This is a genomic window from Collinsella tanakaei YIT 12063, assembly GCF_000225705.1.
GTDB lineage: Bacteria > Actinomycetota > Coriobacteriia > Coriobacteriales > Coriobacteriaceae > Collinsella > Collinsella tanakaei.
In genome coordinates this window covers 97,704-122,834 of record NZ_JH126475.1, presented here as the reverse complement: position 1 = coordinate 122,834, position 25,131 = coordinate 97,704, and the positions used below count along the sequence as shown (strand labels likewise).

19 protein-coding genes, 1 tRNA gene and 2 rRNA genes are annotated in these 25,131 nt (G+C 62.1%); 4 read left to right on the top strand and 18 right to left on the bottom strand.

The genetic code is table 11. From position 1 onward, the window contains the following. The 9 genes from HMPREF9452_RS11035 to HMPREF9452_RS10995 form a co-directional block, all read right to left on the bottom strand. Positions 1 to 115 (bottom strand): 16S ribosomal RNA (locus tag HMPREF9452_RS11035); the annotation flags it as partial. A 489-nt stretch (positions 116 to 604) separates the two neighbouring features. Beyond that, positions 605 to 720 (bottom strand): 5S ribosomal RNA (rrf, locus tag HMPREF9452_RS11030). A gap of 210 nt (positions 721 to 930) precedes the next feature. After that, on the bottom strand, positions 931 to 1,290 hold the full coding sequence (rplT, locus tag HMPREF9452_RS11025; RefSeq protein ID WP_006720998.1) for a 50S ribosomal protein L20: 360 nt from the start codon (positions 1,288 to 1,290) through the stop codon (positions 931 to 933). Positions 1,291 to 1,341: 51 nt separating this feature from the next. Beyond that, positions 1,342 to 1,539 carry a 50S ribosomal protein L35 gene (rpmI, locus tag HMPREF9452_RS11020; RefSeq protein WP_009142215.1) on the bottom strand — a complete coding sequence of 66 codons (198 nt, stop codon included), beginning with the start codon at positions 1,537 to 1,539 and terminating at the stop codon, positions 1,342 to 1,344. A 40-nt stretch (positions 1,540 to 1,579) separates the two neighbouring features. Next, positions 1,580 to 2,182: a translation initiation factor IF-3 gene (gene infC / locus HMPREF9452_RS11015; protein ID WP_009142214.1), complete on the bottom strand. Its 603-nt coding sequence runs from the start codon at positions 2,180 to 2,182 to the stop codon at positions 1,580 to 1,582. Positions 2,183 to 2,420: 238 nt separating this feature from the next. Continuing rightward, positions 2,421 to 2,506, bottom strand: a tRNA-Leu gene (locus tag HMPREF9452_RS11010). Positions 2,507 to 2,542: 36 nt separating this feature from the next. Continuing rightward, positions 2,543 to 3,967, bottom strand: a complete 1,425-nt coding sequence (locus HMPREF9452_RS11005; RefSeq protein ID WP_009142213.1) for a transglutaminase-like domain-containing protein — start codon at positions 3,965 to 3,967, stop codon at positions 2,543 to 2,545. 206 nt (positions 3,968 to 4,173) lie between these two features. Continuing rightward, the gene (gene fba, locus HMPREF9452_RS11000) at positions 4,174 to 5,040 is read right to left on the bottom strand and encodes a class II fructose-1,6-bisphosphate aldolase (protein WP_009142212.1); all 867 of its coding nucleotides are present in this window, start codon (positions 5,038 to 5,040) and stop codon (positions 4,174 to 4,176) included. 159 nt (positions 5,041 to 5,199) lie between these two features. Beyond that, positions 5,200 to 5,940 (bottom strand): MBL fold metallo-hydrolase, encoded by a 741-nt coding sequence (locus tag HMPREF9452_RS10995; RefSeq protein ID WP_009142211.1) that lies wholly within the window; start codon positions 5,938 to 5,940, stop codon positions 5,200 to 5,202. 205 nt (positions 5,941 to 6,145) lie between these two features. On the opposite strand from HMPREF9452_RS10995, the gene HMPREF9452_RS10990 reads away from it, so the two are divergent. Next, the gene (locus HMPREF9452_RS10990; protein WP_009142210.1) at positions 6,146 to 8,296 is read left to right on the top strand and encodes a Tex family protein; all 2,151 of its coding nucleotides are present in this window, start codon (positions 6,146 to 6,148) and stop codon (positions 8,294 to 8,296) included. Between the two features lie 147 nt (positions 8,297 to 8,443). Here HMPREF9452_RS10990 and HMPREF9452_RS10985 read toward each other — a convergent pair whose 3' ends face one another. The 3 genes from HMPREF9452_RS10985 to HMPREF9452_RS11895 all read right to left on the bottom strand — a co-directional run bounded on the left by HMPREF9452_RS10985 (position 8,444) and on the right by HMPREF9452_RS11895 (position 14,374). Then, positions 8,444 to 10,756, bottom strand: a complete 2,313-nt coding sequence (locus tag HMPREF9452_RS10985) for a RelA/SpoT family protein (RefSeq protein WP_050797672.1) — start codon at positions 10,754 to 10,756, stop codon at positions 8,444 to 8,446. A gap of 113 nt (positions 10,757 to 10,869) precedes the next feature. Further along, positions 10,870 to 14,214 carry a single-stranded-DNA-specific exonuclease RecJ gene (gene recJ / locus HMPREF9452_RS10980; protein ID WP_009142208.1) on the bottom strand — a complete coding sequence of 1,115 codons (3,345 nt, stop codon included), beginning with the start codon at positions 14,212 to 14,214 and terminating at the stop codon, positions 10,870 to 10,872. Next, positions 14,201 to 14,374 carry a hypothetical protein gene (locus HMPREF9452_RS11895; RefSeq protein WP_156786185.1) on the bottom strand — a complete coding sequence of 58 codons (174 nt, stop codon included), beginning with the start codon at positions 14,372 to 14,374 and terminating at the stop codon, positions 14,201 to 14,203. The genes recJ and HMPREF9452_RS11895 overlap by 14 nt, the downstream gene beginning before the upstream one ends. A gap of 279 nt (positions 14,375 to 14,653) precedes the next feature. Between HMPREF9452_RS11895 and HMPREF9452_RS10975 the strand changes: the two genes are divergently transcribed. Beyond that, a complete protein-coding gene (locus tag HMPREF9452_RS10975) occupies positions 14,654 to 15,691 on the top strand; it encodes a bile acid:sodium symporter family protein (RefSeq protein ID WP_009142206.1) in 1,038 nt (345 codons plus the stop codon). A 22-nt stretch (positions 15,692 to 15,713) separates the two neighbouring features. On the opposite strand, the gene HMPREF9452_RS10970 is transcribed toward HMPREF9452_RS10975, so the two are convergent. Both HMPREF9452_RS10970 and HMPREF9452_RS11485 read right to left on the bottom strand, forming a co-directional pair. Continuing rightward, positions 15,714 to 16,391, bottom strand: a complete 678-nt coding sequence (locus tag HMPREF9452_RS10970; protein ID WP_009142205.1) for a copper homeostasis protein CutC — start codon at positions 16,389 to 16,391, stop codon at positions 15,714 to 15,716. 472 nt (positions 16,392 to 16,863) lie between these two features. Beyond that, positions 16,864 to 17,301 carry a hypothetical protein gene (locus tag HMPREF9452_RS11485; protein ID WP_009142204.1) on the bottom strand — a complete coding sequence of 146 codons (438 nt, stop codon included), beginning with the start codon at positions 17,299 to 17,301 and terminating at the stop codon, positions 16,864 to 16,866. A gap of 477 nt (positions 17,302 to 17,778) precedes the next feature. Between HMPREF9452_RS11485 and cydD the strand changes: the two genes are divergently transcribed. Then, on the top strand, positions 17,779 to 19,560 hold the full coding sequence (gene cydD, locus HMPREF9452_RS10960; protein WP_009142203.1) for a thiol reductant ABC exporter subunit CydD: 1,782 nt from the start codon (positions 17,779 to 17,781) through the stop codon (positions 19,558 to 19,560). Then, complete coding sequence (gene cydC / locus HMPREF9452_RS10955; protein ID WP_009142202.1) at positions 19,553 to 21,337, top strand: thiol reductant ABC exporter subunit CydC; 1,785 nt, start codon at positions 19,553 to 19,555, stop codon at positions 21,335 to 21,337. The genes cydD and cydC overlap by 8 nt, the downstream gene beginning before the upstream one ends. A 141-nt stretch (positions 21,338 to 21,478) precedes the next feature. On the opposite strand, the gene HMPREF9452_RS10950 is transcribed toward cydC, so the two are convergent. Genes HMPREF9452_RS10950 through HMPREF9452_RS10935 form a run of 4 tightly spaced genes read right to left on the bottom strand, consistent with a single transcriptional unit; the run spans position 21,479 to position 25,022 of the window. After that, the gene (locus HMPREF9452_RS10950) at positions 21,479 to 22,192 is read right to left on the bottom strand and encodes an ABC transporter ATP-binding protein (protein WP_009142201.1); all 714 of its coding nucleotides are present in this window, start codon (positions 22,190 to 22,192) and stop codon (positions 21,479 to 21,481) included. 5 nt (positions 22,193 to 22,197) lie between these two features. Then, positions 22,198 to 23,049, bottom strand: a complete 852-nt coding sequence (locus HMPREF9452_RS10945) for an ABC transporter ATP-binding protein (protein ID WP_009142200.1) — start codon at positions 23,047 to 23,049, stop codon at positions 22,198 to 22,200. After that, entirely contained in the window at positions 23,042 to 24,133 is a 1,092-nt protein-coding gene (locus HMPREF9452_RS10940) for a branched-chain amino acid ABC transporter permease (RefSeq protein WP_009142199.1), read from the bottom strand. Before HMPREF9452_RS10940 ends, HMPREF9452_RS10945 begins: the two co-directional genes overlap by 8 nt. A 7-nt stretch (positions 24,134 to 24,140) precedes the next feature. Beyond that, positions 24,141 to 25,022 carry a branched-chain amino acid ABC transporter permease gene (locus HMPREF9452_RS10935; RefSeq protein ID WP_009142198.1) on the bottom strand — a complete coding sequence of 294 codons (882 nt, stop codon included), beginning with the start codon at positions 25,020 to 25,022 and terminating at the stop codon, positions 24,141 to 24,143. Between the last annotated feature and the right edge of the window lie 109 nt (positions 25,023 to 25,131).

The window sequence follows — 25,131 nt, the reverse complement described above, 5'->3', positions numbered from 1 at the left end:
ACGTGTTACTCAGCCGTTCGCCACTCGCTTCCTCCGAGGAGGGGTGCCGTTCGACTTGCATGTGTTAGGCGCGCCGCCAGCGTTCATCCTGAGCCAGGATCGAACTCTCCGTCCAAAGTATGCTTGGGCGCGGATGAGCCCGTCCGGCCGGCTGTAACGCCGATCGGATCCATTCGAATGTAAAAGCCGTTTCCTGCTCGGAAAGGAATCGTAAGGGTTCGCCTTACTCATCTGACTATTCCGTACATCACTGCTCACCATCGAAATGGTTCTTAAGTTCTGTCTCCCGGCGATCGACCATGCCCTCGGCACGGCCTCTCGCCTCGCAGTATCCGGTTCTCAAGGTACGCGCCGCCGGTCGCTCCCGCGCCGCGCGGCAAGGAGATATATTGCCATACCCGGGGCGCCGCGGGGGCGCCATTCCCGCCCTCCACGGTTCCTACACATACGGGGGCCGCGGGGAGGGGGCGCGCTCCCACCAGGTCCGGCCGCCGGACTGCCATGGGAAACAGCGGGCGCGCCCGGGAGCCGCCGCGCCGGGAAGGCAAAAAGAGCGGGGCCCCGGAGGGCCCCGCTCTGCACCTATATGGAAGTGCCGTCCACCGGTCAGCGGCGCCCTGCTCTCCCACGGGCTTCCCCCGCAGTACCATCGGCGCTCGGCGGCTTAGCTTCCGGGTTCGGAATGGGTCCGGGCGTGCCCCGCCCGCCATGGCCGCTGACCGGTGGGCGGCGCTCCGCCCACTTCAACTTTGCTTCATCTTTTATACACGCAGTCTCTATTCCAATGCAAGAGATGTTTACAAACAGCATAAGCGCGTCAAATGATAAACAGGAACCGTTCTATACCTCAAAGTGCATGGGGGCGCTACCGTGCTTTTTAATAAGAAAGGGACGAACCGAAGCCCGTCCCTTGAAAATCCGTAGAATGGATTAAGCCTCGAGAGCCTTCTTGGCGATGGCAGCCAGCTCGTTGAAGGACTCGATGTCCTCGTAAGCCATCTGAGCGAGGACCTTGCGGTCGAGCTCGATGCCAGCAAGCTTCAGGCCATGCATGAACTGAGAGTAGGAGATGTCGTTCATGCGGGCAGCAGCGTTAATACGGGTGATCCAGAGGCTGCGGATCTCGCGCTTCTTGTTGCGACGATCGCGGTACTGGTACTGGAGAGAGTGCTGCACCTGCTCCTTGGCGTACTTATAAGAACGGGACGCCTGACCGTAATAACCCTTAGCGCGGTTGAGGACTGTACGGCGCTTCTTCTTGGCGTTCACAGCGCGCTTGACACGTGCCATATCTAATCAACTCCTAATTGGTGAGTTCGAGGTAACGGGATGAAATAAGGCTTAGTTGCCAGCCAGACGTGCGGTAACGACCTTCTTGTCGGCGGCAGCAAGCTCGCCATCCTGACGGAAATTACGCTTACGCTTGGTGGACTTCTTGGTCAGGATGTGGCTCTTGAAAGCCTTGCAGCGCATGATCTTGCCCGTGCCGGTGCGGCGGAAACGCTTCTTGGTGCCGCTGTGGGACTTCATCTTAGGCATGAAATTCTCCTTCTCGGTTACTACTACACAATAAGTGTGGCTATTCGTTAGCCTCGGCCTCGCTGGCCTCGTTATCAAAGGCGCCCTTAATGGGTGCGAGGAGCATGAGCATGTTACGGCCTTCAAGCTTGGGCGCCGATTCGACCGTAGCGTACTGTTTCAGGTCCTCAGAAAGACGCTCGAGCACATTGAGTCCCTGCTCCGGATGGGCCATTTCGCGGCCGCGGAACATGATGGTGACCTTAACGCGTGCGCCCTTCTTCAGGAAACGAAGGACGTGACCCTTCTTGGTCTCGTAATCGCCCACATCGATCTTGGGTCGGAACTTCATTTCCTTGACCTCGACCTTGGACTGGTTCTTACGAGCCTGCTTGGCCTTCATGGCCTGCTGGTACTTGAACTTGCCGTAATCCATGACCCTACACACCGGGGGATTCGCGTTGGGCGCAATCTCCACCAGGTCAAGCCCCTGTTCATCGGCGACGCGCTGCGCATCGCGGATGCCGAAGAGACCGAGCTGAGATCCATCTACGCCGATCAGACGGCAGGTGGTTCCGGTGATCTCGTCATTGATGCGGGTGTCATCAGACTTAGCTATGTCCTTACCTCCTTCTTGAATAGAACAAAAATAACCCGGTGCCATAGAGCATCCGGGCTACACAAGAATCGAGTGATACATAGCTGCATCTTCGAAGTTCATAATTGTAGGACCAGACAGCTACTCAGTGGCGCCGAAAGGTGGGGACTTATCATCCCGCTTGGCTACTGCAAACACAGTGCAATAGCGATGGTAGCACACAAAATTATAACTTCACGCTATCAACACGAAGTTATCCTCTTACATGCTAAAGGGGAGACAAGCTCCCCTTCTTGATATCACATGGTGCCCGAGGTGAGATTCGAACTCACACGCTGTCGCCAGCGGAGGATTTTGAGTCCCCTGCGTCTGCCGTTCCGCCACTCGGGCGCGGTGAACTTGCTTATAGTATCACAGGCTCGGCCGCTATGCCTCGATCATCTCAATAAGTTCTACTTCACGAAGCATCTCCACTTCATCGCATCCCCTGCCATCGACCGTCGCCTCCCCCATCTGGTTATCAAACGGATCCCAGCGAACGCCGTCGGACGGTGGCTCGAACTCGGCTTGGAACTCAGAGTTTGAAACCATTCTCCACGGATCGAGATTGCCAAAGTGGTGCAGCCGCCTTTTTTCGTCCCCAGACCGTCGAGAAGACGACCCAAACGAAACATCCGCCCACAACCAACCGTACTCTTCCGTGTAAAACATCGCCCAATCATGCGGGCCTATATAATCACAGGCGACGTACAACCCGCTCTGCCACCGTGCGGGAATACCCGCGATTCGACACATGGCGATAAAAGTAAGCGCCATTACGCCGCAGTCTCCCCGCAATGATTTGGCGCAGTTATCGGCGATGGCGTCAAGCTGAGCGTAGTCAGGCTGATAGCGGTAATCAACATGGCCGGTGAGATAGTCGTATATCCTCCTTGCACGGTCTATCGGGCGGTCGACCCCTTGAACAAGCCTGTTCGTAAGCGCTTTAAGATATGGCGTGAAGCGAGCATGCGGCCTGATTTCCGCTAAATCGCTCGCACGCGGACGGGGAGCATCCACCACATAGCCACCGGCCGCCGGTGCCGTCGTATCCACATATGGAGCATCGATGCGATAACGATATACAACCTCAAATGATTCTTTGGACGAAGACTCCCAATGCACCGTTCGAGCGGGCGCATCCTCGCGAGCGACTATTCCACCCTCCGTCATGGAGAGAATCTCGATATGGGACTGTTGGGGAGCACGGGCAGGAATAGGCAGCCAGGCGCGCACGACCTCTCCGGCTCGCCTTCCCGGGACCGATATCTTCGCTCGAATGGTAATCGATCTACTGGAGCCTCCCGCCTCCCTCATCTCCATAAGCATCGCGTCGCGAGCCTCGGTATTTGAGGGATGGTCAGGCAAAAGGCCCGGCACCTCAACGGGATAAACGCGAAGCGAATCGAGAAAGTTCGCCAGGAAGCGAACCTCACCGTCGATGAACCGATAATCGATGCGCTTGCGCTCAACAAGATCATCGAGCCGTTGCTCGTCAAAATCGGGCCACTCCGCCCTGATAAGCTCGATGGCACAAGCACGGCTGATGCAGAACTGCCGGGCGAGCCGTCCCATGCGATGGCGCTCTGCGCGCAAGCACGCCGCAAGCTCAGGTTCGAGATCCGCATCGAGCATGTCCGAGCAGGCCCGACGAGCCGCCTCGAGGGCCCCATGCTGCTTCAGCCGCTCGATCTCCTGCGGAAGCCCGATATCGAGGCATCGGTAATCGCCATTCTCGACCACATCAAAGCTGCCGACCGGCCCTTCACGACGCAGCTCGCCGGCATCCGGTGACACCGTCTTGATAGCCATGACCCCTCCCGTAAACAATCTCATTCGATACAAGCGCCTCGACCCTTGAGGGCCGGACGATTCCAAATACCGTAGCAGACCGATCGCCGTGATTCCGCGAGGGCTCGGCGAGGTGGCGGCCGCCCCGGGTTAAACGAAAAGCCGCCGCCTCCAAAAGAGAGCGACGGCTTAGCGTCATGCTTTAAAGCAAGTCTGCAACCAGGCGATTAAGCCTTGTTGACGGAACCAAACTCCTCCATGAGCTCCTTGGTGCGAGCGACGATGGCCTCGCGACCAGGCTTGAGGAGCTTGCGGGGGTCGAAGCCCTTGCCCTGCTGATCCTTGCCGGCCTCGATGTACTCGCGAACGCCCTTGGCGAAGACGAGCTGCAGGTCGGTGTTGACGTTGATCTTGGAGATACCCAGGGAGATGGCCTTCTTGATCTGATCCTCGGGGATGCCGGTGCCACCGTGCAGAACAAGGGGCAGGTCGCCGGTCTGGGCCTTGATCTCGCCCAGACGCTCGAAGGAAAGGCCAGCCCAGTCGGCGGGGTACACGCCGTGGATGTTGCCGATGCCGCAAGCCAGGAAGTCGACGCCAAGGTCGGCAATCTGCTTGCACTCAGCGGGGTCAGCGAGCTCGCCGTTGGAGGTCACGCCGTCCTCGGTGCCGCCGATGCCGCCGACCTCGGCCTCGATGGACATGCCCTTGGAGTGGGCAAGCTCAACGAGCTCCTTGGTGCGGTCGAGGTTGATCTGGAAGGTCTCCTCATGAGAACCATCGTACATAATAGAGGTGAAACCAGCCTCGATGCACTTGAAGCAGTCCTCGTACGAACCGTGATCAAGGTGCAGGGCGACGGGAACGGTCACACCGGTTGCCTCGACGGCGGCCTTCACCATGTCGGCGCAGACCTTGAAGCCGCCCATCCACTTAGCAGCGCCAGCGGTGCACTGGAGAATCAGCGGGGACTTCGCCTCCTCTGCGGCCTGGAGAATGGCAAGCGTCCACTCGAGGTTGTTGGTGTTGAAGGCGCCAAGCGCGTAGTGACCGGCCTCGGCCTTCTTGAGCATCTCTGCTGCGTTAACGAGCATACAAGACCTCCCAATATCAGGATTGCTCATAATTACGCTCCTAGAATACCACTTGAATGCGTAAGTTTTACTATTGTTTACCAACCTACATTTACCAACCTGCAAGACCTGCAAGACCGAACGAGCGCAAGCGGTCCCATCGAGCGATGCGCACCTCCCCTATCGCATCTTGTCCAAAGGCTCCCCCTCTATCTGAGCGAGGCCGCGGCGCATGAACATATTGCTCTTGCGCTCCTCGCCAATGGTGGTGGTTCCACCATGTCCTATCAGGCAAAGCGTATCCGCAGGCAGCACCGCCGCCATCTTACCCAGCGATCGTATTATCTGGGCGCCGTCGCCGCCCTCCAAATCCACGCGGCCATGGCCGCCCGGGAAGAGCGTGTCGCCCACAAACGCCACGTTGCCCGTTTCCGTCGCGGCGAATAGCACAATACCGCCCGGCGTATGCCCCGGCGTCTCCACCACCTGCAGATGCGCACCCCCAAATTCCACCGCGTCGCCCTCCGACAACAGCCTGGTGGGCTCACCGGGGTCTTCGGTGTCGATGCCCCACATCTGGCGCATGCCCTTGATGGCGCCGGGCATAAAGGCCGCATCGTCCTTAGATATAAGAAACGGGACATCGCCCAGCACGCGGCGCATGCCGGCAACGCCGCCTACGTGGTCACCATGACCATGCGTGCAGACCAAAGCCTTTACCTTCACGCTCGGATGGTTTTGGACGAATTCACGCGCCAGCTTCTCCCCCTCCCATGCGGGGTCTATCACCACCGCCTCGTCCTTAGAGCACACAATGTAGGTATTGGTCTCAACAGGACCGTTGATGATGCACTCGATATGAATCGCGCCATTGGGCACGGTGTCCAACATCGGAAGGGAGGCAGGGCCCGCGTTGCTCATGGGATTTTCCTTTCACTCGTCTACACAACAACCAAAGCGCCGGCGCCGCGACCGATTAGACGCGCCGCCCTTATCTTGCTCGCATAGTTATACCCTGCGATGCGCTCTCAAGAGCCGGGCTTGTTATGTCCGCGCCCACAAGTACAATACCGAAGGCGCATCCAGCCCATGAGAGCCGGGTGAAACCCGTACAGATCGGAGGCACATGCTCAAGATAGAAGACGTTCTCGCCAAGGAGCTCGGCGTAAAGCCCTCGCAAGTCGAAGCCGTTATCAAACTGATCGATGAAGGCAATACCATTCCCTTTATCGCCCGCTACCGCAAGGAGGCGACGGGAGGCCTGGACGATGCTCAGCTGCGCGAACTCGATGCGCGCCTCACCTATCTGCGCACCCTTGAGGCGCGCAAGGCAGAGGTGCTCGCCAGCATCGACGAGCAGGGCAAGCTGACCGAGGAGCTGCGCGACGCCATCGAGGGCGCCACCATGATGCAGCGCGTCGAGGACCTCTACAAGCCCTTTAAGAAGAAGCGCGCCACCCGAGCCTCCAAGGCACGCGCCGCGGGCCTGGAACCCCTGGCCAATATGATCATGCTGCAGGCAACCACCTCTGGCGACCCGCTTGCCATCGCCGCGGAGTACGTCAACGCGGAAGGCGGCTACGCCACCGCGGAGGCGGCGCTCGCGGGCGCGCAGGATATAGTCGCCGAGGTAATCGCGGACGACGCGGAGAACACCGACGCCCTGCGCGCGTTCACCAACAACACCGGCGCCATTGGCGTTGAGGCCGTGGATGCGGACGAAAAGACCGTGTACGAGGCCTACTACGACTTCTCCGAACCCGTGAGCAAGATTCCCAACCACCGCATCCTCGCCATCAACCGCGGCGAGACGGAGGGCAAGCTGCGCGTACGCGTGCGCGTTGACCAGCAGCAGGCGATCGATTTGCTGGGAAGCCGCATCGCGCGCCGCGGCGGCATCTTCGCCCAGGCCCTGGACGCCGCGATCACCGACGGCTACAAGCGCTTGATGGCCCCGTCACTCGAACGCGAGGTCCGCGCCGCCCTCACGGAACGCGCCGAGACGGACGCCATCGCGGTCTTCGCCAAGAACACGGAGGCGCTGCTGTCGCAACGCCCGGTTCGCGGTGCCCGCATCATCGCCCTGGACCCAGGTTACCGCACGGGCTGCAAGGTGGCGGTCTTGGACGAGTTTGGCAAGCTGCTGGACTACGCCACCGTCTACCCCACCCCGCCGCGCAGCGATGTGGCGGGAACCAAGCGCAAGCTGGGCGAGCTCGCGCACCGCTACAGCATCAACACCATCGTGATCGGTAACGGCACGGCGAGCCGCGAGACCGAGGAAGTAGTCTCCGCCTTCATTAGCGAGTCCGACCTCGACCTGCGCTACACCATAGTCAACGAGGCCGGAGCGTCGGTCTACTCCGCCTCCAAACTTGCCAGCGAGGAATATCCCGATCTAGACGTCACCACCCGCGGCGCGATGAGCCTGGGACGCCGCCTTCAAGACCCGCTCGCCGAGCTGGTCAAGATCCCGCCCCAATCCATCGGCGTGGGCCAATACCAGCACGACCTTAACCAAGTCGAGCTTGGCCGCGCGCTGGGCGGCGTGGTAGAGCGCGTTGTCAACCAGGTGGGCGTGGACCTTAATACCGCAAGCGCCAGCCTTCTGGGCTATGTTTCGGGCATCACCCCCACCATCGCGAAGAACATTGTCGCCTACCGCGAGGAGATGGGCGCCTTCACGGATCGCCGCCAGCTCAAGAAGGTTCCCAAGCTCGGGCCCAAGGCGTTTCTCAACTGCGCCGGCTTCCTGCGCATCTCCGGCGGCACCAACCCGCTGGACGCCACCAGCGTTCACCCCGAGAGCTATGCGGTGGCGACCGCCCTGCTCGAACGAACCGGCGTTGAGCCCTCTGCCCTCGCCCGCGGCGGGGTTGCGGACATGGCCCGCCGCGTGGGAAACATAGGAGAAGTGGCACGCGAGCTGGACTGCGGAGTTCCCACCCTGCGCGACATTGTCTCCGAGCTGGAGAAGCCCGGCCGCGACCCCCGAGACGACGCACCGGAAGTTGTTTTCAGTCGCTCGGTCACCAACTTCGATGACCTTAAAGTGGGCATGGAGCTCACCGGCACGGTGCGCAACGTGGTCGACTTCGGCGCCTTTGTGGACATTGGCGTCAAGCAGGACGGCCTGGTCCACATCTCCAAGATGGCCAACCGCTTTGTGAAGCACCCCAGCGACATCGTCAGCGTGGGCGATACCGTCACCGTTTGGATCTGCGGCATCGATAAGGACCGCGGCAAGATCTCGCTCACCATGGTCGAAGGCAAATAAGCTGTAACCCGCGCTCCCCGCGGGCAAAAGAAACATACATGAGAAAGGCGGCGCCGTGGAGCAAATCGCATCCACGGCGCCGCCTTCTGCTAGCGCCTTTGCCTATGTTGCGCAACCCGTCACGATAGACGCATGAGAAGACAGGGCCTAGCCGCGGCGCTTCATCTTCTTGCCGCCCTCGCCAGGCATGATGCGGCGAGCGTCATACACGCTATCGACGCGGCTGATGGCGGCAAGCAGGGGATCCAGGCCGCTCGCATCGGAAATCTCAACCAAGAAGCGCAACGTGGCTATACCCTCGCGGCTGGTCGCCGTGGCGGCGGAGAGGATGTTTCCACCCGCATCGCCAATAGCGATGGTGACGTCTTTGAGCAAGCCCATGCGGTCGAGGCACTCGACCACGATCTCCACCTGGAATAGGGCGTCCGCAGCTCCGTCCCACTCGACCTCGATCATACGCTCCGGATGCTCCATCAAGCCCTTGACGTTGGGGCAGGTGGCGCGATGCACGGAGACGCCACGGCCGCGCGTGATGAAGCCCACGATGTCATCGCCCGCCACCGGGTTGCAGCAGTGAGCCAGACGCACCAACAGGTCATCCCCGCTTGAACCCACCACGCTCACGCCGGAGCTGGCGCGGCGCTGGGGACGCGTCGCGGGGCCGCGGGAGCCATGGGTGCGCTTGGCGGCCTCTACCACCGCCTCCTCGCGCTTTTTCTTGGCGCTCTCTTCCACGGGCTTGGGATCGAGAATGGCCTGCACGCGATTGCCCACCATACGCGGGGCGACCTTACCGGCGCCGATGGCGGCGAACAGGTCCTCCAGATGCTTGTAGTTCATCTGCTCCGCCACGGCGCCCAGCGCCTTGGTAGATCGCTGCGTGGAGATGCCGTAGCCGCGCTTGCGCAGGTCCTTGGCAAGGATGTCGCGGCCAGCCGTCGCGTCCTCGTCCTTGGTCGCCGCCGCAAAATACCGGCGGATCTTGGACTTAGCAGACGGGGTCTTAACGATGTTGAGCCAGTCGCGAGAGGGCTTGGACGCCTTGTTGGTAAGGATCTCGATGCGATCGCCCATGTTGAGCTCATGGGTAAGCGGGGCAACCGCGCCGTTGACCTTCGCGCCCACGCAATGGTTGCCCACCTCCGTGTGCACGGCGTAGGCGAAGTCCAGCGGCGTGGCGCCGGCGCGCAGGCTCATCACCTCGCCCTTGGGCGTGAAGACGAAGATCTCCTGGTCGAAAAGGTCGACCTTGAGCGAATGCAGAAACTCCTTGGGATCGTCTATCTCGTCGGACACCGCCCAGTCGAGCGAGCGCTTGAGCCAGCTGATCTGGTCATCCAGGCGCTGGGCATCGGAGGTCTTGGTGGCGCTCGAGCCGCCGCTGCGCTTGTAGAGCCAATGCGCCGCGATGCCGTACTCTGCCTGCTCATGCATCTCAAAGGTGCGGATCTGGATCTCGAGCGGGCGCGCCGTGGGACCGATGACCGTGGTGTGCAGCGACTGGTAGTTGTTGAGCTTGGGCATGGCGATATAGTCCTTGAAGCGACCCGGCATGGGGTGCCACAGGGAGTGGACCGCGCCCAGAGCTGAATAACAATCGCCCACGGTCTGGGTGATGACGCGCAGCGCCACCAGATCGTAGATCTCGGAGAACTCCTTGCCCTTGCGCTTCATCTTCTGGTAGATGGACCAATAATGCTTGGAGCGTCCCTTGATCTGGAAGTCTTTCAGACCCACGCGCTTGAGTTCATCGGTCAGCGTCTTGATGGTCTCGGTCAGATAACGCTCGCGAACCTCGCGGCTCTCGGACACCATGCGGGCGATGCGCTGATACGCCTCGGGCTCCAAATAGAAGAACGAAAGGTCTTCGAGCTCCCATTTTATGGACGAGATGCCCAGGCGATCCGCCAGCGGAGCGTAGACGTCCATGGTCTCGCGCGCCTTGAACAGGCGGCGGTCCTCTCGAAGCGCCGCCAGCGTTCGCATGTTGTGCAGGCGGTCTGCCAGCTTGACGATAACCACGCGAATGTCACGGCTCATAGCAAGGAACATCTTTCGCAGGTTGAGCGCCTGCTTCTCGTCCATGCTGTCGACTTCGATGTTGGTGAGCTTGGTCACGCCGTCGACCAACTCGGCCACGGTGGCACCGAACAGGTCGGTCACGTCGGCAAGCGATGTCTGCGTGTCCTCGACCGTGTCATGCAGCAGCGCAGCGCACACCACGTCGCAATCCATCTTGAGCTCCGCCAGGATGATGGCGACCTCTACGGGATGGTTGATATACAGCTCGCCGCTGCGGCGCTTTTGATCGGAATGCTTCTCCGCCGCAAAGCAGTAGGCGCGCTCCGCCTTCGCGGCGTCCTCGTCGCCCATATATCTCCTGCAGAGCGACGAGAGCTTGCTCCAATTGTCCGCGGAGATCTCCGAGGGCAGGTCATCCGCCGTGGCGTAATGCACCATCTTTTCAGTGGGAACCAACGGGACGCCCTGGATGCTGCTGCGCACCTTGGCTATCGGGGCGCTCTCCTTATGCTGGGCGTGTCGCTGCGACGAAGTATCCATTGTTCGTCCCCCTATCGAACCCGGGGTGTGATCGGTCGGTTAACGTTGGCAAGCATATCATGTGCGGACGCCGAGAGCGCCCACCCACGGAAAGCCGAGAACTCCACGCGCGCCCGGATACCCTCCAGATAGCGTATGGACTGGGAAAGGTCCACCTTACCCGGGCTTTGCACCATCTCGATTGATCGGGCGCTGTCGAAGCCCGAAATCGTTAGGAAACCAAGCTCTTCAAAAATCGCCAGCGCGCAGGGCACCATGCGTTCCTCTACAGGGGTTCGAGCATCGATTGCCAGGCACATCTGCGAGATATCGATATCGCTTGCGCTGATGCGCCTGTCGCCCGTCTGCCCCTGCTGGCGGCGAGCCATGGTCTGCAGGGCGCGATACAGCGTCACCAGCTCGTCGCGCTGGGGCGCCGCGGCATCGAGCAATCGCTCGTTGATGCGCGCGTCCCTGGACGAGTACAGCAGGTGTATCCGCGCCAGGGACCCGTCGCGACCGGCGCGTCCGCTCATCTGGTTGAACTCCGTCGCGCAGAACGGCATATGGTACAAGACCACGTGGCGCACGTCGGGCAGGTTCACCCCCTCGCCAAATGCCGAGGTGGAAACCACGCAGGTCACCTCGCCGGCACGAAACGCCTCCTCCACCCGCGCGCGCTGGGCAGGGGTAAGCCCCGCGTTGTAAAAAGCGATCGACTGCCCAAGCTCTGGAATACGGCGACGCAGCGTGCGCGCAAGCGAGATGGACTGGTCGCGCGAATTAACGTAGACCAGGCATTTCTCCCCCTCGGCGACAATGGAGACCAGGCGGTTTTCGCGCGATGAAAGGTCGCGCTCATCATCCAGGCGCAAATTATCTCGCACGGCATCGTCCACGACCACGTTTTCTATGCCCAGCAACTCGCCGACCTGACGGACGGTGCGATCGGTCGCAGTCGCGGTAGCGGCGAGCACGCAAGGGGACCCGAGCTCTCGCAGCACGCGGGAAAACTCCAGATAAGCGCTTCTGGTACCGCCCAGGCCCTCCTCCACATGATGGGCCTCGTCAACCACCGCAAACCCCACGCGGCCCGTCGCCGCAAAGCGCCCCGCGTGGATGGCGAGGAATTCGGGCGTGGTGAGGACGATATCGATGGATCCGCGGGCGATACCGCTAAACACGCGGTCGCGCTCCGCCCGGTCCGTGGCTCCGGTGAGGACGGCGACCCCTATGCCCAGTTTGGCGAAAAACGAACGCAGGTGGAACGATTGGTCCGCCACGAGCGCGCGCAGGGGATACACAAACACGCTGGCGCGGCCGCGCAGCACGGCCTCGCGCGCGGCGTGAACGTGGAAGACCATGGATTTGCCGCGACCGGTTCCCATGACGATAAGGGTGTTTTCGCCGGCGGCAAGGGCATCGAGCGCCTGCATCTGGGCGCGGTGCGGGCGAGCGGACCCGATGCACGCGTGGATGAGGGAGCGGGTGAGCTCCTCATAGGAAAGCCCGGACAGGCGCGCCCGGCGGTCGCGCTGGGGCTCGAGCACCGTTCGAGCCATGGAGTCCGCACCCGAGGAGACCGATGACGGCAGGGGCTCCTCGTCCAAAGAACCCGCACCGCCCGCGGCAGGCGCTTGATCGGAAGGGACCCGGGGTGGCCGCTGGCAAGTGCGGCAAAGGATATCTTTGACCATGAGCTTGGGCTTGACGCGGCCCTGCCAGCGCTCGGCGACAGCCTCTACCACCAAATCGACCACCGAATCGCAGTTGACCAGCTCATCGATGTGAGAGACGCGGAACATGATAGCGGGCACGCTGGAGGACCCGTCCGTAGCCGTGAAGCGCATATGGTCGCCCGTCTTGCCCACTGCGGCGCGATCGCACATGGTGACGCCGGAGATGCCCAGCAACGGAACCTTGTTTCCCTGGCCAAACGGCTCGAGAAGGGAAAGTTGCTCGACCGTCTCTATATTCAGCTCCGCCAGGCTCACCATGGCGGCGACCTCGCCGGTGTCGACGAAAGCATCGTCCGGAAGGTCCGAGAGCACGGCGTCCAGGCGCTCGCGCAGAGCCGGCAGGTTCTCTGCCGCGCACGTCACGCCCACCGCTCCGGCGTGCCCGCCGAATCGCATGAGGAGGTCGCCGCACTTCTCGACCGCCTCGAACAAATTGACGGAGCCCACGGAGCGGCCCGAGCCTCGCGCGACGCCGTCCTCGATGGAGAACAAAAGCGAAGGAACGTGGTAGCGATTCACCAGTCGGCTGGCGACAATGCCCTTAACGCCCTCATGCCAACCCTCGCCGCCCACTACGATGACACGGCCGCCATCATAGGTTGACTCGACCATGGCGAGCGCTTCCTCGGTAAGAGCGGCCTCGATATCGCGACGCTGCCGGTTGGTCTCTTCAAGCTGGGCGGCGAGCCTGCCCGCCTCCACGGGGTCTTGCGCGAGCAGTAGATTGAGCGCCAGGCTGGGATCTGACATGCGGCCCGCGGCGTTAAGGCGCGGAATCAGCGAGAACGAGAGCGAATCTGCCGTAATGCTCGAGAGGTCCGTCTTCGTAAGGGCCGCCAGGGCCACATAGCCCGGTCGCGCGGTCGCGCGCATATGCGCGATGCCGTCAGCGACCAGGGCGCGGTTTTCCGGCGTGAGAGGCATCATATCCGATACGGTACCGAGCGCCGCGACCTCGGTGTAGGCGCGCCAAAGCCCCGGCTTACCCAGGCGCTCGCCTAGAATCTGCACAAGCTTGAGCGCCACGCCGGCGCCGGCGAGCTCACGAGAAGGACCTTCCGCGGCAAGTTTGGGATCGGTGAGGGGAACATCCCGCGGGACCATGTCCGCCGGCTCGTGATGGTCGGTCACCACCAAATCGATACCGCGTTGCACCAGGTAGGCAACCTCGTCCCGAGCGGCGATGCCGTTGTCGACCGTCACCACCAGCGAAGGCGTGCACTCCGCCACCACGCGATCGAGCGCGTTTTGGCTGATGCCGTAACCCTCTTCGAACCTATGGGGAATGAACGGGTGGACGTTTGCGCCAAGCTCGCGCAACGCCTCGGTGAGAAGGCAGGTCGAGGTGATGCCGTCGACGTCGAAGTCACCAAAAACCGCTATGGACTCGCGTTCCTCGATCGCGCGCTGAACGCGGTCTGCGACCTCGCGCATGCCCGGGATGATCAACGGGTCGCACCAATCCCGCTCAAGCGAGGGGGTAAGGAACAGCCTGCCCTCGTCCACGGACGAAATACCGCGAGCGGCCATGATGCGGGCGACGAGCGGGGCGACCTGCAGGCCGTCTGCAAGCTGCTTCTCCATAGCGGGGTCGCTTTTTGCAACCTCCCAGCGAGGCGTGGTCTTAAGAGAGCTCATGGCGCACCCCGTATCCAAGGACGGGCGCGTCGGCGCGGGAGCTTGCAAGAGAGAGGTTGCCGTCGACTAGGCGGCGGCACGCAATATGGACACCAAACATGGCGATCAAATCCTTACGGAAGGCCCGCTGCGGCGAGCCGAGCTGTTGTTCGCCATCCATTATATGCATCGTTTGGACATCGAAGTGCCACGCGCTCGGCTAACGGTGCCGACCGCGGACCTGCGATAGCGCGGACCCGGGGCACCCCGAGATATCTTAGCCGCCCGATGAATCACCAAAGGGCAGCTAGGGGCTGCAGAGACGCCGGTGCAAAATCGCGCCCCAAGCGGCGGCGCCGTTTCAGAAGCACAATGTTTCAACTTGAAGCTCGACCCCAAGGTCGGCTTGTCCTAGGGGTGTGCGCCTATACTGGAACGTTGAATAGAAAGGATGATCGCAATGATGGAACGCTGGACCGCCCTTGGAAACGGCATAGCGAAGAGAATGCCCTACCTTGTCCTCGTGTGCCTGGCAACGGGCGTCCTTCTTCCGGATGTCTTCTCCCCTTTTAAGGGAATCGTCCCCGTGCTCTTTGCGTTCATGACGTTTCAGGGCGCGCTAAGCAACACCTTCCACCAAATAATCGAGGTATTTCGCCGCCCCGTCCAGCTGCTCGTCATCCTCGGCATAGCCAGCGTCGCCATGCCCGTCGCCGCATCCGCCCTGGCCCACCTGTTCTTTGCTCACAACATGCAGATCGTCTGCGGCATCATTATTGAATACTGCATGCCGGTTGCCGTAGTGAGCATCATGTGGGTGGGAATGTTCGCTGGAAACGGCGCGCTGGGACTCGCAGCGGTACTGGTGTCGACGGTTATCTCGCCCTTCACCATACCTTTAACCCTTCAGTTGCTGCTGGGAGCGTCTGTGCAGATCGACGTTGCGGGAATGATGACGCAGATGATCTTTATGATCGCCCTGCCGGCGCTTGCGGGAACCGCACTCAACGACGTCACGCGCGGCTGGGGCCACAAGAGGCTATCGCCCGCAATCAACCCCGCGTGCCGCCTGCTGTTGCTGCTTATCATCACCACCAATTCAACGTCCATGAGCCCGTATGTGCTGCATATGACATGGGAGCGCGTTGCCGCGATGCTCTTCATCCTGCTATTCACAACGTCCGGGTTCTTCTGGGGCCTTATCGCAGCGCGCGTCTGCGGAGAGCCCTATCGCAACCTCATCACCATGAGCTTCTGCTGCGGGCTGCGCAACATCTCTTCCGGCACGGTCATCGCCGTGCAGTTCTTCCCAGGCGAAGCGGTCTTTCCGGTAATGTGCGGCACCATTTTTCAGCAAGTGCTCGCCTCCGCTTTTGGAAACGTGTTAGAGAAGCTCACTGCAAAAGAACGACAGCCTGAATCGCGACGAGTCGAGCAGGCTGCCGAGGGCTTCGCAAAGCTAGGCCCGACGCAAGAGGGAGACGGACGCCGGGCCTAAACGGCAGATAAGCCCGGCGGGTTCAACGATTCAAATCAACGATCTTGGTTCCGTGCGCCTCTTTAACGCCCAGCTCCTTCGCGATGCGCTTGACATTCTCATAGGTCACGCCGCCGCCCGGCAGAATGACCAGCTTTCCTTTAGCGTGCCGCGCCAGATCTGCCAAATGGGAAAGGTTCTCCTCGATGGGCGTTCCCGACCGTCCTCCATGGGTGAGGATATGGTCCACGCCCATATCCGCGAGCACATCGATCGCTTGAAGCTGGGCTTGGGGACCGAGCTCGTCAAATGCCATGTGGAAGGTGATACCGAGCTCGCGCCCGCGCATCTCGCCCACGCTGCACGCAACCGATATCAAGCGCCGGGTGCCCTCGGAATCAAGTTCAAAACCATCGCCACCGCGCTTGAGGCATCCCAGCACCACGCCGTCCGCTCCATTGGCGGCCGCGTAGCGGATATCGGTCTCCATGGCCTTGAATTCACTTTTACTGTATACAAAGTCTCCGCCGCGAGGACGAATGATGACGCGCACGCTCGCCCCCTCGTAGGCGTGGACGAGTGCGATCGCCTGCTCTATCACGCCGGCGGAGGGAGTTGTACCGCCGCACGCCAAGTTGTCGCACAACTCAATGCGGCGAGCGCCCGCATTGAGCGCGGCCTCGATATCGGTAAGATTTTCAGCGCAGAATTCTCGTAACACGGATCCGTCCTCCATTTTGCCGGCTACCTTCTAAGCGCGCGGCACGCTTTTGTCTCCGCGCGCTTCGCTGCGCAACAGCATAGCGCAGGCGTCGCCCGGAGTCGCCTGGAGTCGCTGCGACCGCCCGCGCTTTCATGCTCGAGGTCTTATCGAGGCGCCGTGAGCCCTCGCGTTCCGGTTTTTCCGCCGCGCCCCTCTTGCCGCACGGGGCCGGCGGGCAGCGGAAAGCACGCGGGACCAAATAATGCGTTAGTGCGGAATCGAGGTGTGCCAAATAATGGCTTAGTGCGGAGATTAGGACAAATAGTCGCTTAGTGCGGTCCCGTGAGTGACAAATAATGAGTTAGTGCGGAAAGGACGAGATATAGCAAGGGTACCTTATGAATAGGGCGTTTGCATCACCCAAGCTAGATGGCTCGGGCGATGATGATCGATGCATACAGAAGTCGCGCCTGGCCGCCTCCAGTCCGCACTAACGCACTATTTGACCAAACCTCCGCACTAACTCGTTTTTTGACACTCCTTCGGGCAGGGTGCGGACCGCCTCCAGGGCGCGGGCAAGCTCCTCGCGCGAGGGGCGCTTTGACTCAAGGCCCAGCTGGGAGCCGGTCAGCAAGCGCGCGCGGCAGGACCTGGCGCCCACAGCCACATGCCACTCGTCGCCCCAGTACGCAGCGGCAACGTTGACCACGGGAAAATCGGTTGCCTGGCGGCGCAAGCATTTGCACGAGGCCTGATAGGGTCGCCGATGGACCACGACGCGCTCCAACACGTCGCGGGGATACCCCTCTTCGCACAAATCAGCAAGGCTCATGCGGCCCGCGCCGGTGAACTTGACCTCGCATTCCAGGGCAAGCAGGGCGCAGAGCACGTCGGAAAAGCCAAAACGTCCGTACAGGCTACCGCCCACGGTCGCGAGGTTGCGAAACTGGGCCCCACGATATCGCGCACCACCGCCGTGAAGACGCCGTTGGTGGCGCGGGCAAAATCAGCATGCGACTCAAGCACGGAGAGCGGCGTCATGGCGCCGATCACAAAAGCGTCGTCGCTTTCCTCTATCTGGTCCAAGCCGCAAGCGGACAGATCGATGGCGCACGGGATGGTGCGATGCTGCAGACGCATCCACAACCCGCCCCCCCATAACGCACGCGGTCTTGCTCGACCGCAGCAGCTCGTACGCCTCGCGCGGCGTAGACGGCCGCTCGATCTTGGTGAACTTGGGCATTACTCCCCCTTCAAGCTTCTCATGCCGGCCCCCGTGGGCAAACGCACCCCAAGCGCCGGTGGCGCGCAACGGATGCCCATGCGACAATTAGCAGTTAACTATACGATAGTTGAACAGCTCTTATTTAGATGAGAGGTGCAAGAGCACCACGATAGGATGTTTATGATCGACCGTTCCCTTTTCAGCCTACCCGGCATACGCGCGGCCCTCGCCCAGCTCGCCGCCATCAACGCGGCGCTCGGCGCGCTCGCCGTCGCGCAGGCATGGGCGCTGGCACTCGCCATCTCCCGCCTCTGGGCAGGCGGCGCCCTCGCGAGCTCCCTTGTACCGGCGACCGTCTTTCTCGCCTGCTACGTGCTTCGCCAGGCCACGCGGACGCTGCAGGATTCCCGCATGGAGCGCTACGCGGGCGAGCGGGCGGGCGAGCTGCGCCGCAACCTGCTCGAACGCATCTACGATGAAGGCCCCGCCCTGGTGCAGAAGACGGGCTCCGGAGGCATCTCCGCGCTCGCGCTCGAGGGTATCTCCCAGGTAGAAACGTACCTAGAGCTCATACTGCCCAAGATGGTCGGCGTCGTGGCCATACCCGTCGTCATCCTCATCGCCATCTTCGCCACCGACTGGACCTCCGGCATCATCGCCCTTGCCTGCTACCCCATCACGGTCTTGTATATGGTCATGCTGGGCAAAACCGCGCAGGAGCGCGCGGCGCGGCGCCATGCGGAGTTCATGCGCCTTTCCAACCACTTCATCGACTCGCTGCGAGGCATCGAGACCCTGCGCCTCTTCGGCCGCAGCCGCGCGCACGCCGGCCGCATCTATTCGGTAAGCGAGCGCTTCCGCGAGGCCACCATGAAAACCATCGCCGTGGCGACCCTCTCCTCCGCCGTGCTCGACCTCATCGCCACCTTTGGCCTGGCGGGCATCGCCATCCTGTTGGGCTTTCGCCTGTCAGACGGCGAGGTCGCCCTGCTGCCAGCCCTCTTTGTCCTCATCATGGTGCCGGACTACTTCGCCCCGCTGCGCGCCTTCGCATCGGACTTCCACGCATCGCTGGACGGCAAAAACGCGCTCGCCGCCATCACGGGCGTCGTCTCCGGTGCGCGCGCCCATTCAACCAATCGCTCCTCGGGCACCGCGGCGGACGCGGATCCTTCGCAGGCGTCTGTGGACGATGACTTCTCTTGGGGGCCCCGCTCAACCCTGGAACTTAGCGGAGTCTGCTACTCATACGACAGCGGTCAGCGGGCACTCAGCGACATCAGCATCGTGCTACGCGGCGGCATGCGCGTGGGGCTGGTCGGCCTCTCGGGCGCCGGCAAATCGACCCTGGCCTCGCTTCTCGCGGGATTCATCGCCCCCAGCGCGGGCGGCATCCGCCTAGACGGCGCGGCGGTGTCCAACCTGTGCTCCCAGGGCTGGCGCCACCAGGTGGCCTACATTCCGCAGGCCCCCTACATCTTCCACGCCACGCTGGCGCAAAATATCGCCTTCTATCGACCGGACGCCACGCGAGAGCAGATAGAGGATGCCGCGCGCGCCATGGGCCTCATGGATTTGGTGGGCGATCTGCCCCAAGGCCTGCATACCGTCATCGGCGAGGCGGGCAGGCCGCTTTCGGGAGGCGAATCCCACCGCGTGGCGCTTGCCCGCGCGTTCTTAGACCCCTCGCGACGCGTTCTCATTTTGGACGAACCCACCGCGCATCTGGATATCGAAACCGAGATGGAACTCAAAGAGACCCTGCTGCCACTGTTTAGCGACCGGCTGGTCGTTTTCGCCACCCACCGCCTGCACTGGGTCGACCAGATGGATTTGGTGCTGGTAATGGAATCCGGGCGCCTGGTACAGGCCGGCAGTCCCGCCCATCTCAAAGGCACGCAAGGCTACCTGGCCCTTGCCGGCGCCATCAACGGAAGCGAAACGGAGACGCACCATGCCTAGCAAAGCCGATCGACGCCATGCCGGCGAGCGCCGGGCGTTCAAAACCTGGGTCGCCCCCTATCTTGCTCGCCATCGGCTGCAACTTGGCGTAGCAATCATCTTGGGCATCACCGCCGGCGCCTTCGCTTGCGCGCTCATGGTCACGTCCGGCTACCTCGTCAGCGCGTCCGCCGCCCATCCCGACTCCATACTGCTGCTCTTCGTCCCCCTTATCTTGGTCCGCGTCTTTGGCGTGGGCAAACCCGTCATCGCCTACATCGAGAGGCTCGCCAGCCATGACTGGGTCCTGCGCATGACCTCTGATTTGCGCCGCCGCCTGTACCTCTCGCTCGAGCGCACCGCAGGCGCTAGCCGCCAGGTGGGCGACGTCATGGGCGCGCTGTCAGAAGACATCGGACATCTGCAAAACCTCTATCTGCGGTCCGTCTTCCCCCTCATCGTGGGAGGGGCGCTCTATCTCATGGCCGCCGTCTGCCTGGGCGCGATAGACCTGCGCATGGGCCTGTTCTTCGCCGCGGGCTGCGGCGTCGCCGCCATCATTGCGCCCGCGGTATCGCTGTGGGCGGGAGCCGAGCGCGAGCGCGACCGCAAGCAGGCGAAGCGAGATCTGTATACCGAACTCGCAGACAACGTGCTGGGCATCGCGGACTGGACCTGTTCCGGCAGGCGCCAAGATTACCTTGCCCGCCACCTGGATCTTCAACAACGCTCATCCGCCTGCGAAATAGCCGCCAGGCGCTTCGACCGCCGGCGAGACCTGCTGGTGCAGGCGTCCTTTGGCTGCGTCGCCTTTGCCATCCTCCTATGGGCGGCCGGCCGCTTTGGAGGGCAGCCCGCCGCCGTAAGCGATGCGGCCAACTGGATCGCCGCGTTCTGCCTTGGCTTCTTCCCGTTGACGGACGAGTTCTCGCAGCTGCCCGGCGCCGCCGTCGAGGGCGCGGGGCACCTGGGCGCCCTCGAACATCTCGCGAGCGTCGCCTCAACAAGCGACGCTCCGGCAGACAGGGCACCCATGCAAGAAGCCGCCCCGTGCGCCCCAGTTGGCAGCAAGCCCGCGATCGCCCTGCAAGACGCGGCTTTTCGCTACCCGGACGCCCCTGCAGACGCACTCGACGCCATCGGCCTCTCCATTCCCTATGGGCAGCACATCGCGATTCTGGGCAGAAGCGGCGCCGGCAAAAGCACGCTTAAGGCCCTTATCCACGGCGACCTCTCGCCCACGCGCGGGTCGATCGAGATCGACGGCGCACCGTCTTGCTCCCTTGGAGAGCAGATGCCGAGAATCATGAGCGTCGTGCATCAAGACCCCTACCTGTTTGGAACGACGCTCTACGACAACCTCTGCGTTGGCCGCGCGTCCGCTACGCGAGAAGAAGCCCTGGATGCCCTGGATAAGGTCGGCCTATCGAATCTGGTCTCCTCGCTCCCCCAAGGCATCGATACCATGGTGGACGAGGGCGGCCTGCGATTCTCCGGCGGCGAGCGCCACCGCATCGCACTTGCGCGCATCCTGCTAGCGGACGCCCCCATCGTCATGCTGGACGAGCCCTTCGCGGGCCTGGACCCGGTGACGGAATCCAAGTTGCTCGCGACCCTTCTTGATGTGTTCGCGGATAAGACCCTCATCATGATCACCCACCACCTCAAGGGGATCGAGCATATGGACCGCGTCGTCTTCCTGGAAAACGGAAGCATCGCCCTTGATGGCGCGCCGGCAGACCTAAAGCGCACCAGCGCGCGCTACCGCGATCTCGTCGCCTTTGACCAAGGGCTCTAGCGCAAGACCGCTTTGCGCCCCAATAACACACTCGGACATACTCGGCTCATAAGAAACGCCTCCGCGGGGAATCCCCATCGGAGGCGTTCTATTTATACATCGCCCCGTGTCCCGACGACCGGAGCGCTGTACCCGTGGTTGCTAGCCGCCCAGATATGCCTTGCGCACCTCGTCGTTATGCAGCAGCTCATCGCCCGTGCCGGAAAGCGTGATCTTGCCGGTCTCCATAACGTAGGCGCGGCTCGCAATCGAGAGCGCCATCTGCGCGTTCTGCTCGACCAGCAGGATGGTGGTGCCCGCGGCGTGCAGCTCACGGACGATGTCGAAGATCTGCTCGATCAAGATGGGCGCCAGGCCCATGGAGGGCTCGTCGAGCATGAGGAGCTTGGGGCTGCTCATAAGCGCGCGGCCCATGGCAAGCATCTGCTGCTCGCCGCCCGAAAGCGTGCCGGCGACCTGGCGGCGGCGCTCCTTCAAGCGGGGGAAGTGCGCGTAGACGCGCTCCAGGCCGGGCTCGATCTCTGAGTTTGGACGGGTAAAGGCGCCCATCTCAAGATTCTCCTCGACGCTCATCTGCGCAAATACGCGGCGACCCTCGGGCACGTGCGCCAGGCCGGCGGCGACCAGCTTATCGGCGGGCATATGCATGATGTTTTGGCCGAGGAACTCGATCGTGCCAGTCTGAGAACGCAGAAGGCCCGACATGGTCTTGAGCGTGGTGGACTTGCCGGCGCCGTTGGCGCCGATCAACGCGACCACCTCGCCCTCGTTCACCTCGAAGGAAACGTTCTTGATGGCGTGGATGGCGCCGTAGTAGACGTTAATGTCGGATACGGTCAGCATGCGTTCGCTCATAGCCGCTACGCCTCCTTCTGCTTGCCGAGGTAGGCCTCGATAACGGTTTCGTTGCTCTGAATCTCTTCAGGCGTACCCTTGGCGATGACCTTGCCAAAGTTAAGCACGCAGATGCCCTCGCAAATGTTCATGACCAGGTTCATATCGTGCTCGATGAGCATGATGGCGATGTTGAACGTGTCGCGGATCTTGACGATGTTCTCCATCAGCTCGGCGGTCTCGGAGGGGTTCATGCCGGCGGCGGGCTCGTCCAGCAGAAGCAGGCTGGGGTTGGTGGCGAGCGCGCGCACGATCTCCAGGCGGCGCTGGGCTCCATAGGGCAGGCTGCCGGCCTGGTGGTTGGCCAGGCCCTCCATGCCAAAGATGTGCAGCAGCTCCATGGCGCGCTCGTGCGCCTCGGCCTCGCGACGCCAGTAGGCGGGCGTGCGCAGGATGCCGGAGAGCGTGGAGTAGGCCTTGGTGTTGTGCAGGCCCACCTTGACGTTGTCCTCGACCGTCATGGTGTTGAACAGGCGGATGTTCTGGAACGTGCGGGCGATGCCCATGCGGTTGACCTGGTAGACGGTCTTGCCGCTGGTGTCGTTGCCGTTGAGCAGGATGGTGCCGCGCGTGGGCGCGTACACCTTGGTGAGCAGATTGAAGACCGTGGTCTTGCCGGCGCCGTTAGGGCCGATAAGACCCGCGATCTCGGTCTTGCCGATGGTGAGGTTGAAATCGTCGACCGCCTTGAGGCCGCCGAAATCGATGCCCAGGTGCAGCGCCTCCAAAACGGGAGCCTGCTCGACGTCGCGCTCGGGGACAATGGAGTGGCTGGGAACCGGCACCATCTTGCCGCGTTCGAATTCAAACTTAGGCATCGGCGCCCACCTCCTTTTCGGCTGCGTCATCGGACTTGCGCTTGGGATTGAAGCGCGCGAAGAAGTTCTTGATAGTGGGGTTGTTGCCAACGATCATCACCAAGATAAGGACGATGGCGTAGACCAGCATGCGGTAGTCGGAGAACTGGCGCAGCGCCTCGGGCAGAATGGTGAGCAGCGTTGCGGCGATGATGGAGCCGCGCATGTTGCCAAGGCCGCCAAGAACCACGAACACCAGGACGAGGATGGACGTGTTGAAGTCGAACTTGGTAGCGGACAGTTGCGAGAAGGCGTTGCCGAACAGAGCGCCCGCTGCGCCGGCAAGGGCGGCAGAGACCACAAAGGCGATCATGCGGTAGCGCACGGTGGAGATGCCCACGCTCTCTGCCGCGATGCGGTTATCGCGAACAGCCAGGATCGCGCGGCCGGTGCGGCTGCGGACCAGGTTGAGAACGATGACGAGGGCGACCATGACCAGCAGGAAGCCAGCGAAGAAGGACGAGATGGTATCGGTACCCGAAGCTCCCTGCGCGCCCTTGATGATAGCGGTGCCCGCCTCGGTAAGGCCCAGGTCGTCAACGGTAAGCTTGCCGGTGAGGTTGAACAGCACGTGGATGCCGTTCTCGTCCACGCCCACGATGAGGCAATTGACGACTTCCTTTATGATCTCGCCAAACGCGAGGGTCACGATGGCAAGGTAGTCGCCGGACAGGCGAAGGACCGGGATACCGATCAGGAAGCCCGCAAGGGCGGCGGACGCAGCTCCGACGAGCAGGGCGATGACGAGGCGAACGGCATCGTTGGGAACCGCCTCGGCCAGGCTCATGGCGGCGACGATGCCCGTGTAGGCGCCGACGCTCATAAAGCCGGCGTGGCCGAGCGACAGGTCGCCCGCGACGCCAACCACCAGGTTGAGCGAGATGGCCATGACCACGTAGGCGCAGATGGGAACCAGCTGGCCTACGATCATGCGCGGAATCATGCCGTTGGCGCGCATGAAGCTGACGACGATAAAGGCGAGGATGACCAGGGCGTACGTCACGAAATCATGACGGGTCTGCTTGTTCTTGAGAAACTTGAACATAGGGCACCTACACCTTCTCCGGGACGTACTTGCCAAACAGGCCGGCGGGTTTGACCAGAAGGACCACGATCAGAACGCCGAACACGATGGAGTTGGCAAGGCTGGTGGAGATATAGGCCTGGGCCATTGCCTCGATGATGCCGAGCAGGATGCCGCCGACGAAGGCGCCGGGAATGGACCCGATGCCGCCGAAGACCGCGGCGGTGAACGCTTTGATACCGGGCATGGAACCGGTGGTGGGCTGCAAGACCGGCGAGTAGGAGCACAGCAGCACGCCGGCGATAGCCGCGAGCGCCGAGCCGATGGCGAACGTCATGGAAATAGTGCGGTTCACGTTGATACCCATGAGCTGGGCCGCCGCCTTGTCCTCTGACACGGCACGCATGGCCTTGCCCATCTTGGTGTGGCCGGTAAACCACATGAGCGCCGCCATGATGAGCAGGCACGCCAAAACGGTCACGATGGCGACCGAAGAAATGTTGTAGGCGCGCAGGGCCTCGGGCACGGGGAAGTTCACGATCGAGGTGAAGTTCTTAGGCGTAGCGCCCCAGATGAGCTGCGCTGCATTCTGCAGAAAATAGGAGACGCCGATAGCGGTGATGAGGACCGCGAGCGGGCCGGCTTGACGCAGGGGCTTGTAGGCCAAGCCCTCGATGATCACGCCCAACGCCGTGCAAACCGCCATGGCGGCGATGACGGAAACCCAAGCGGGAAGACCGAGATAGGCTGTCGTGCAAAACGAGATATACGCACCGACCATGATGACGTCGCCGTGGGCGAAGTTGAGCATCTTGGCGATGCCGTACACCATGGTGTAGCCCAACGCGATGATGGCGTAGACGCTGCCCATGGAAAGGCCGTTCGCCAGGTACTGAAGAAAGACCGTCATGTGCATATCCCCCTTTCGGATGTTAGCGGGCCGCATGTTGGCCCAAAACTACAAAACGGGGCGGCTCCCTATGAGTACCGCCCCGTCTTTTACATTGCCATGCACCGGC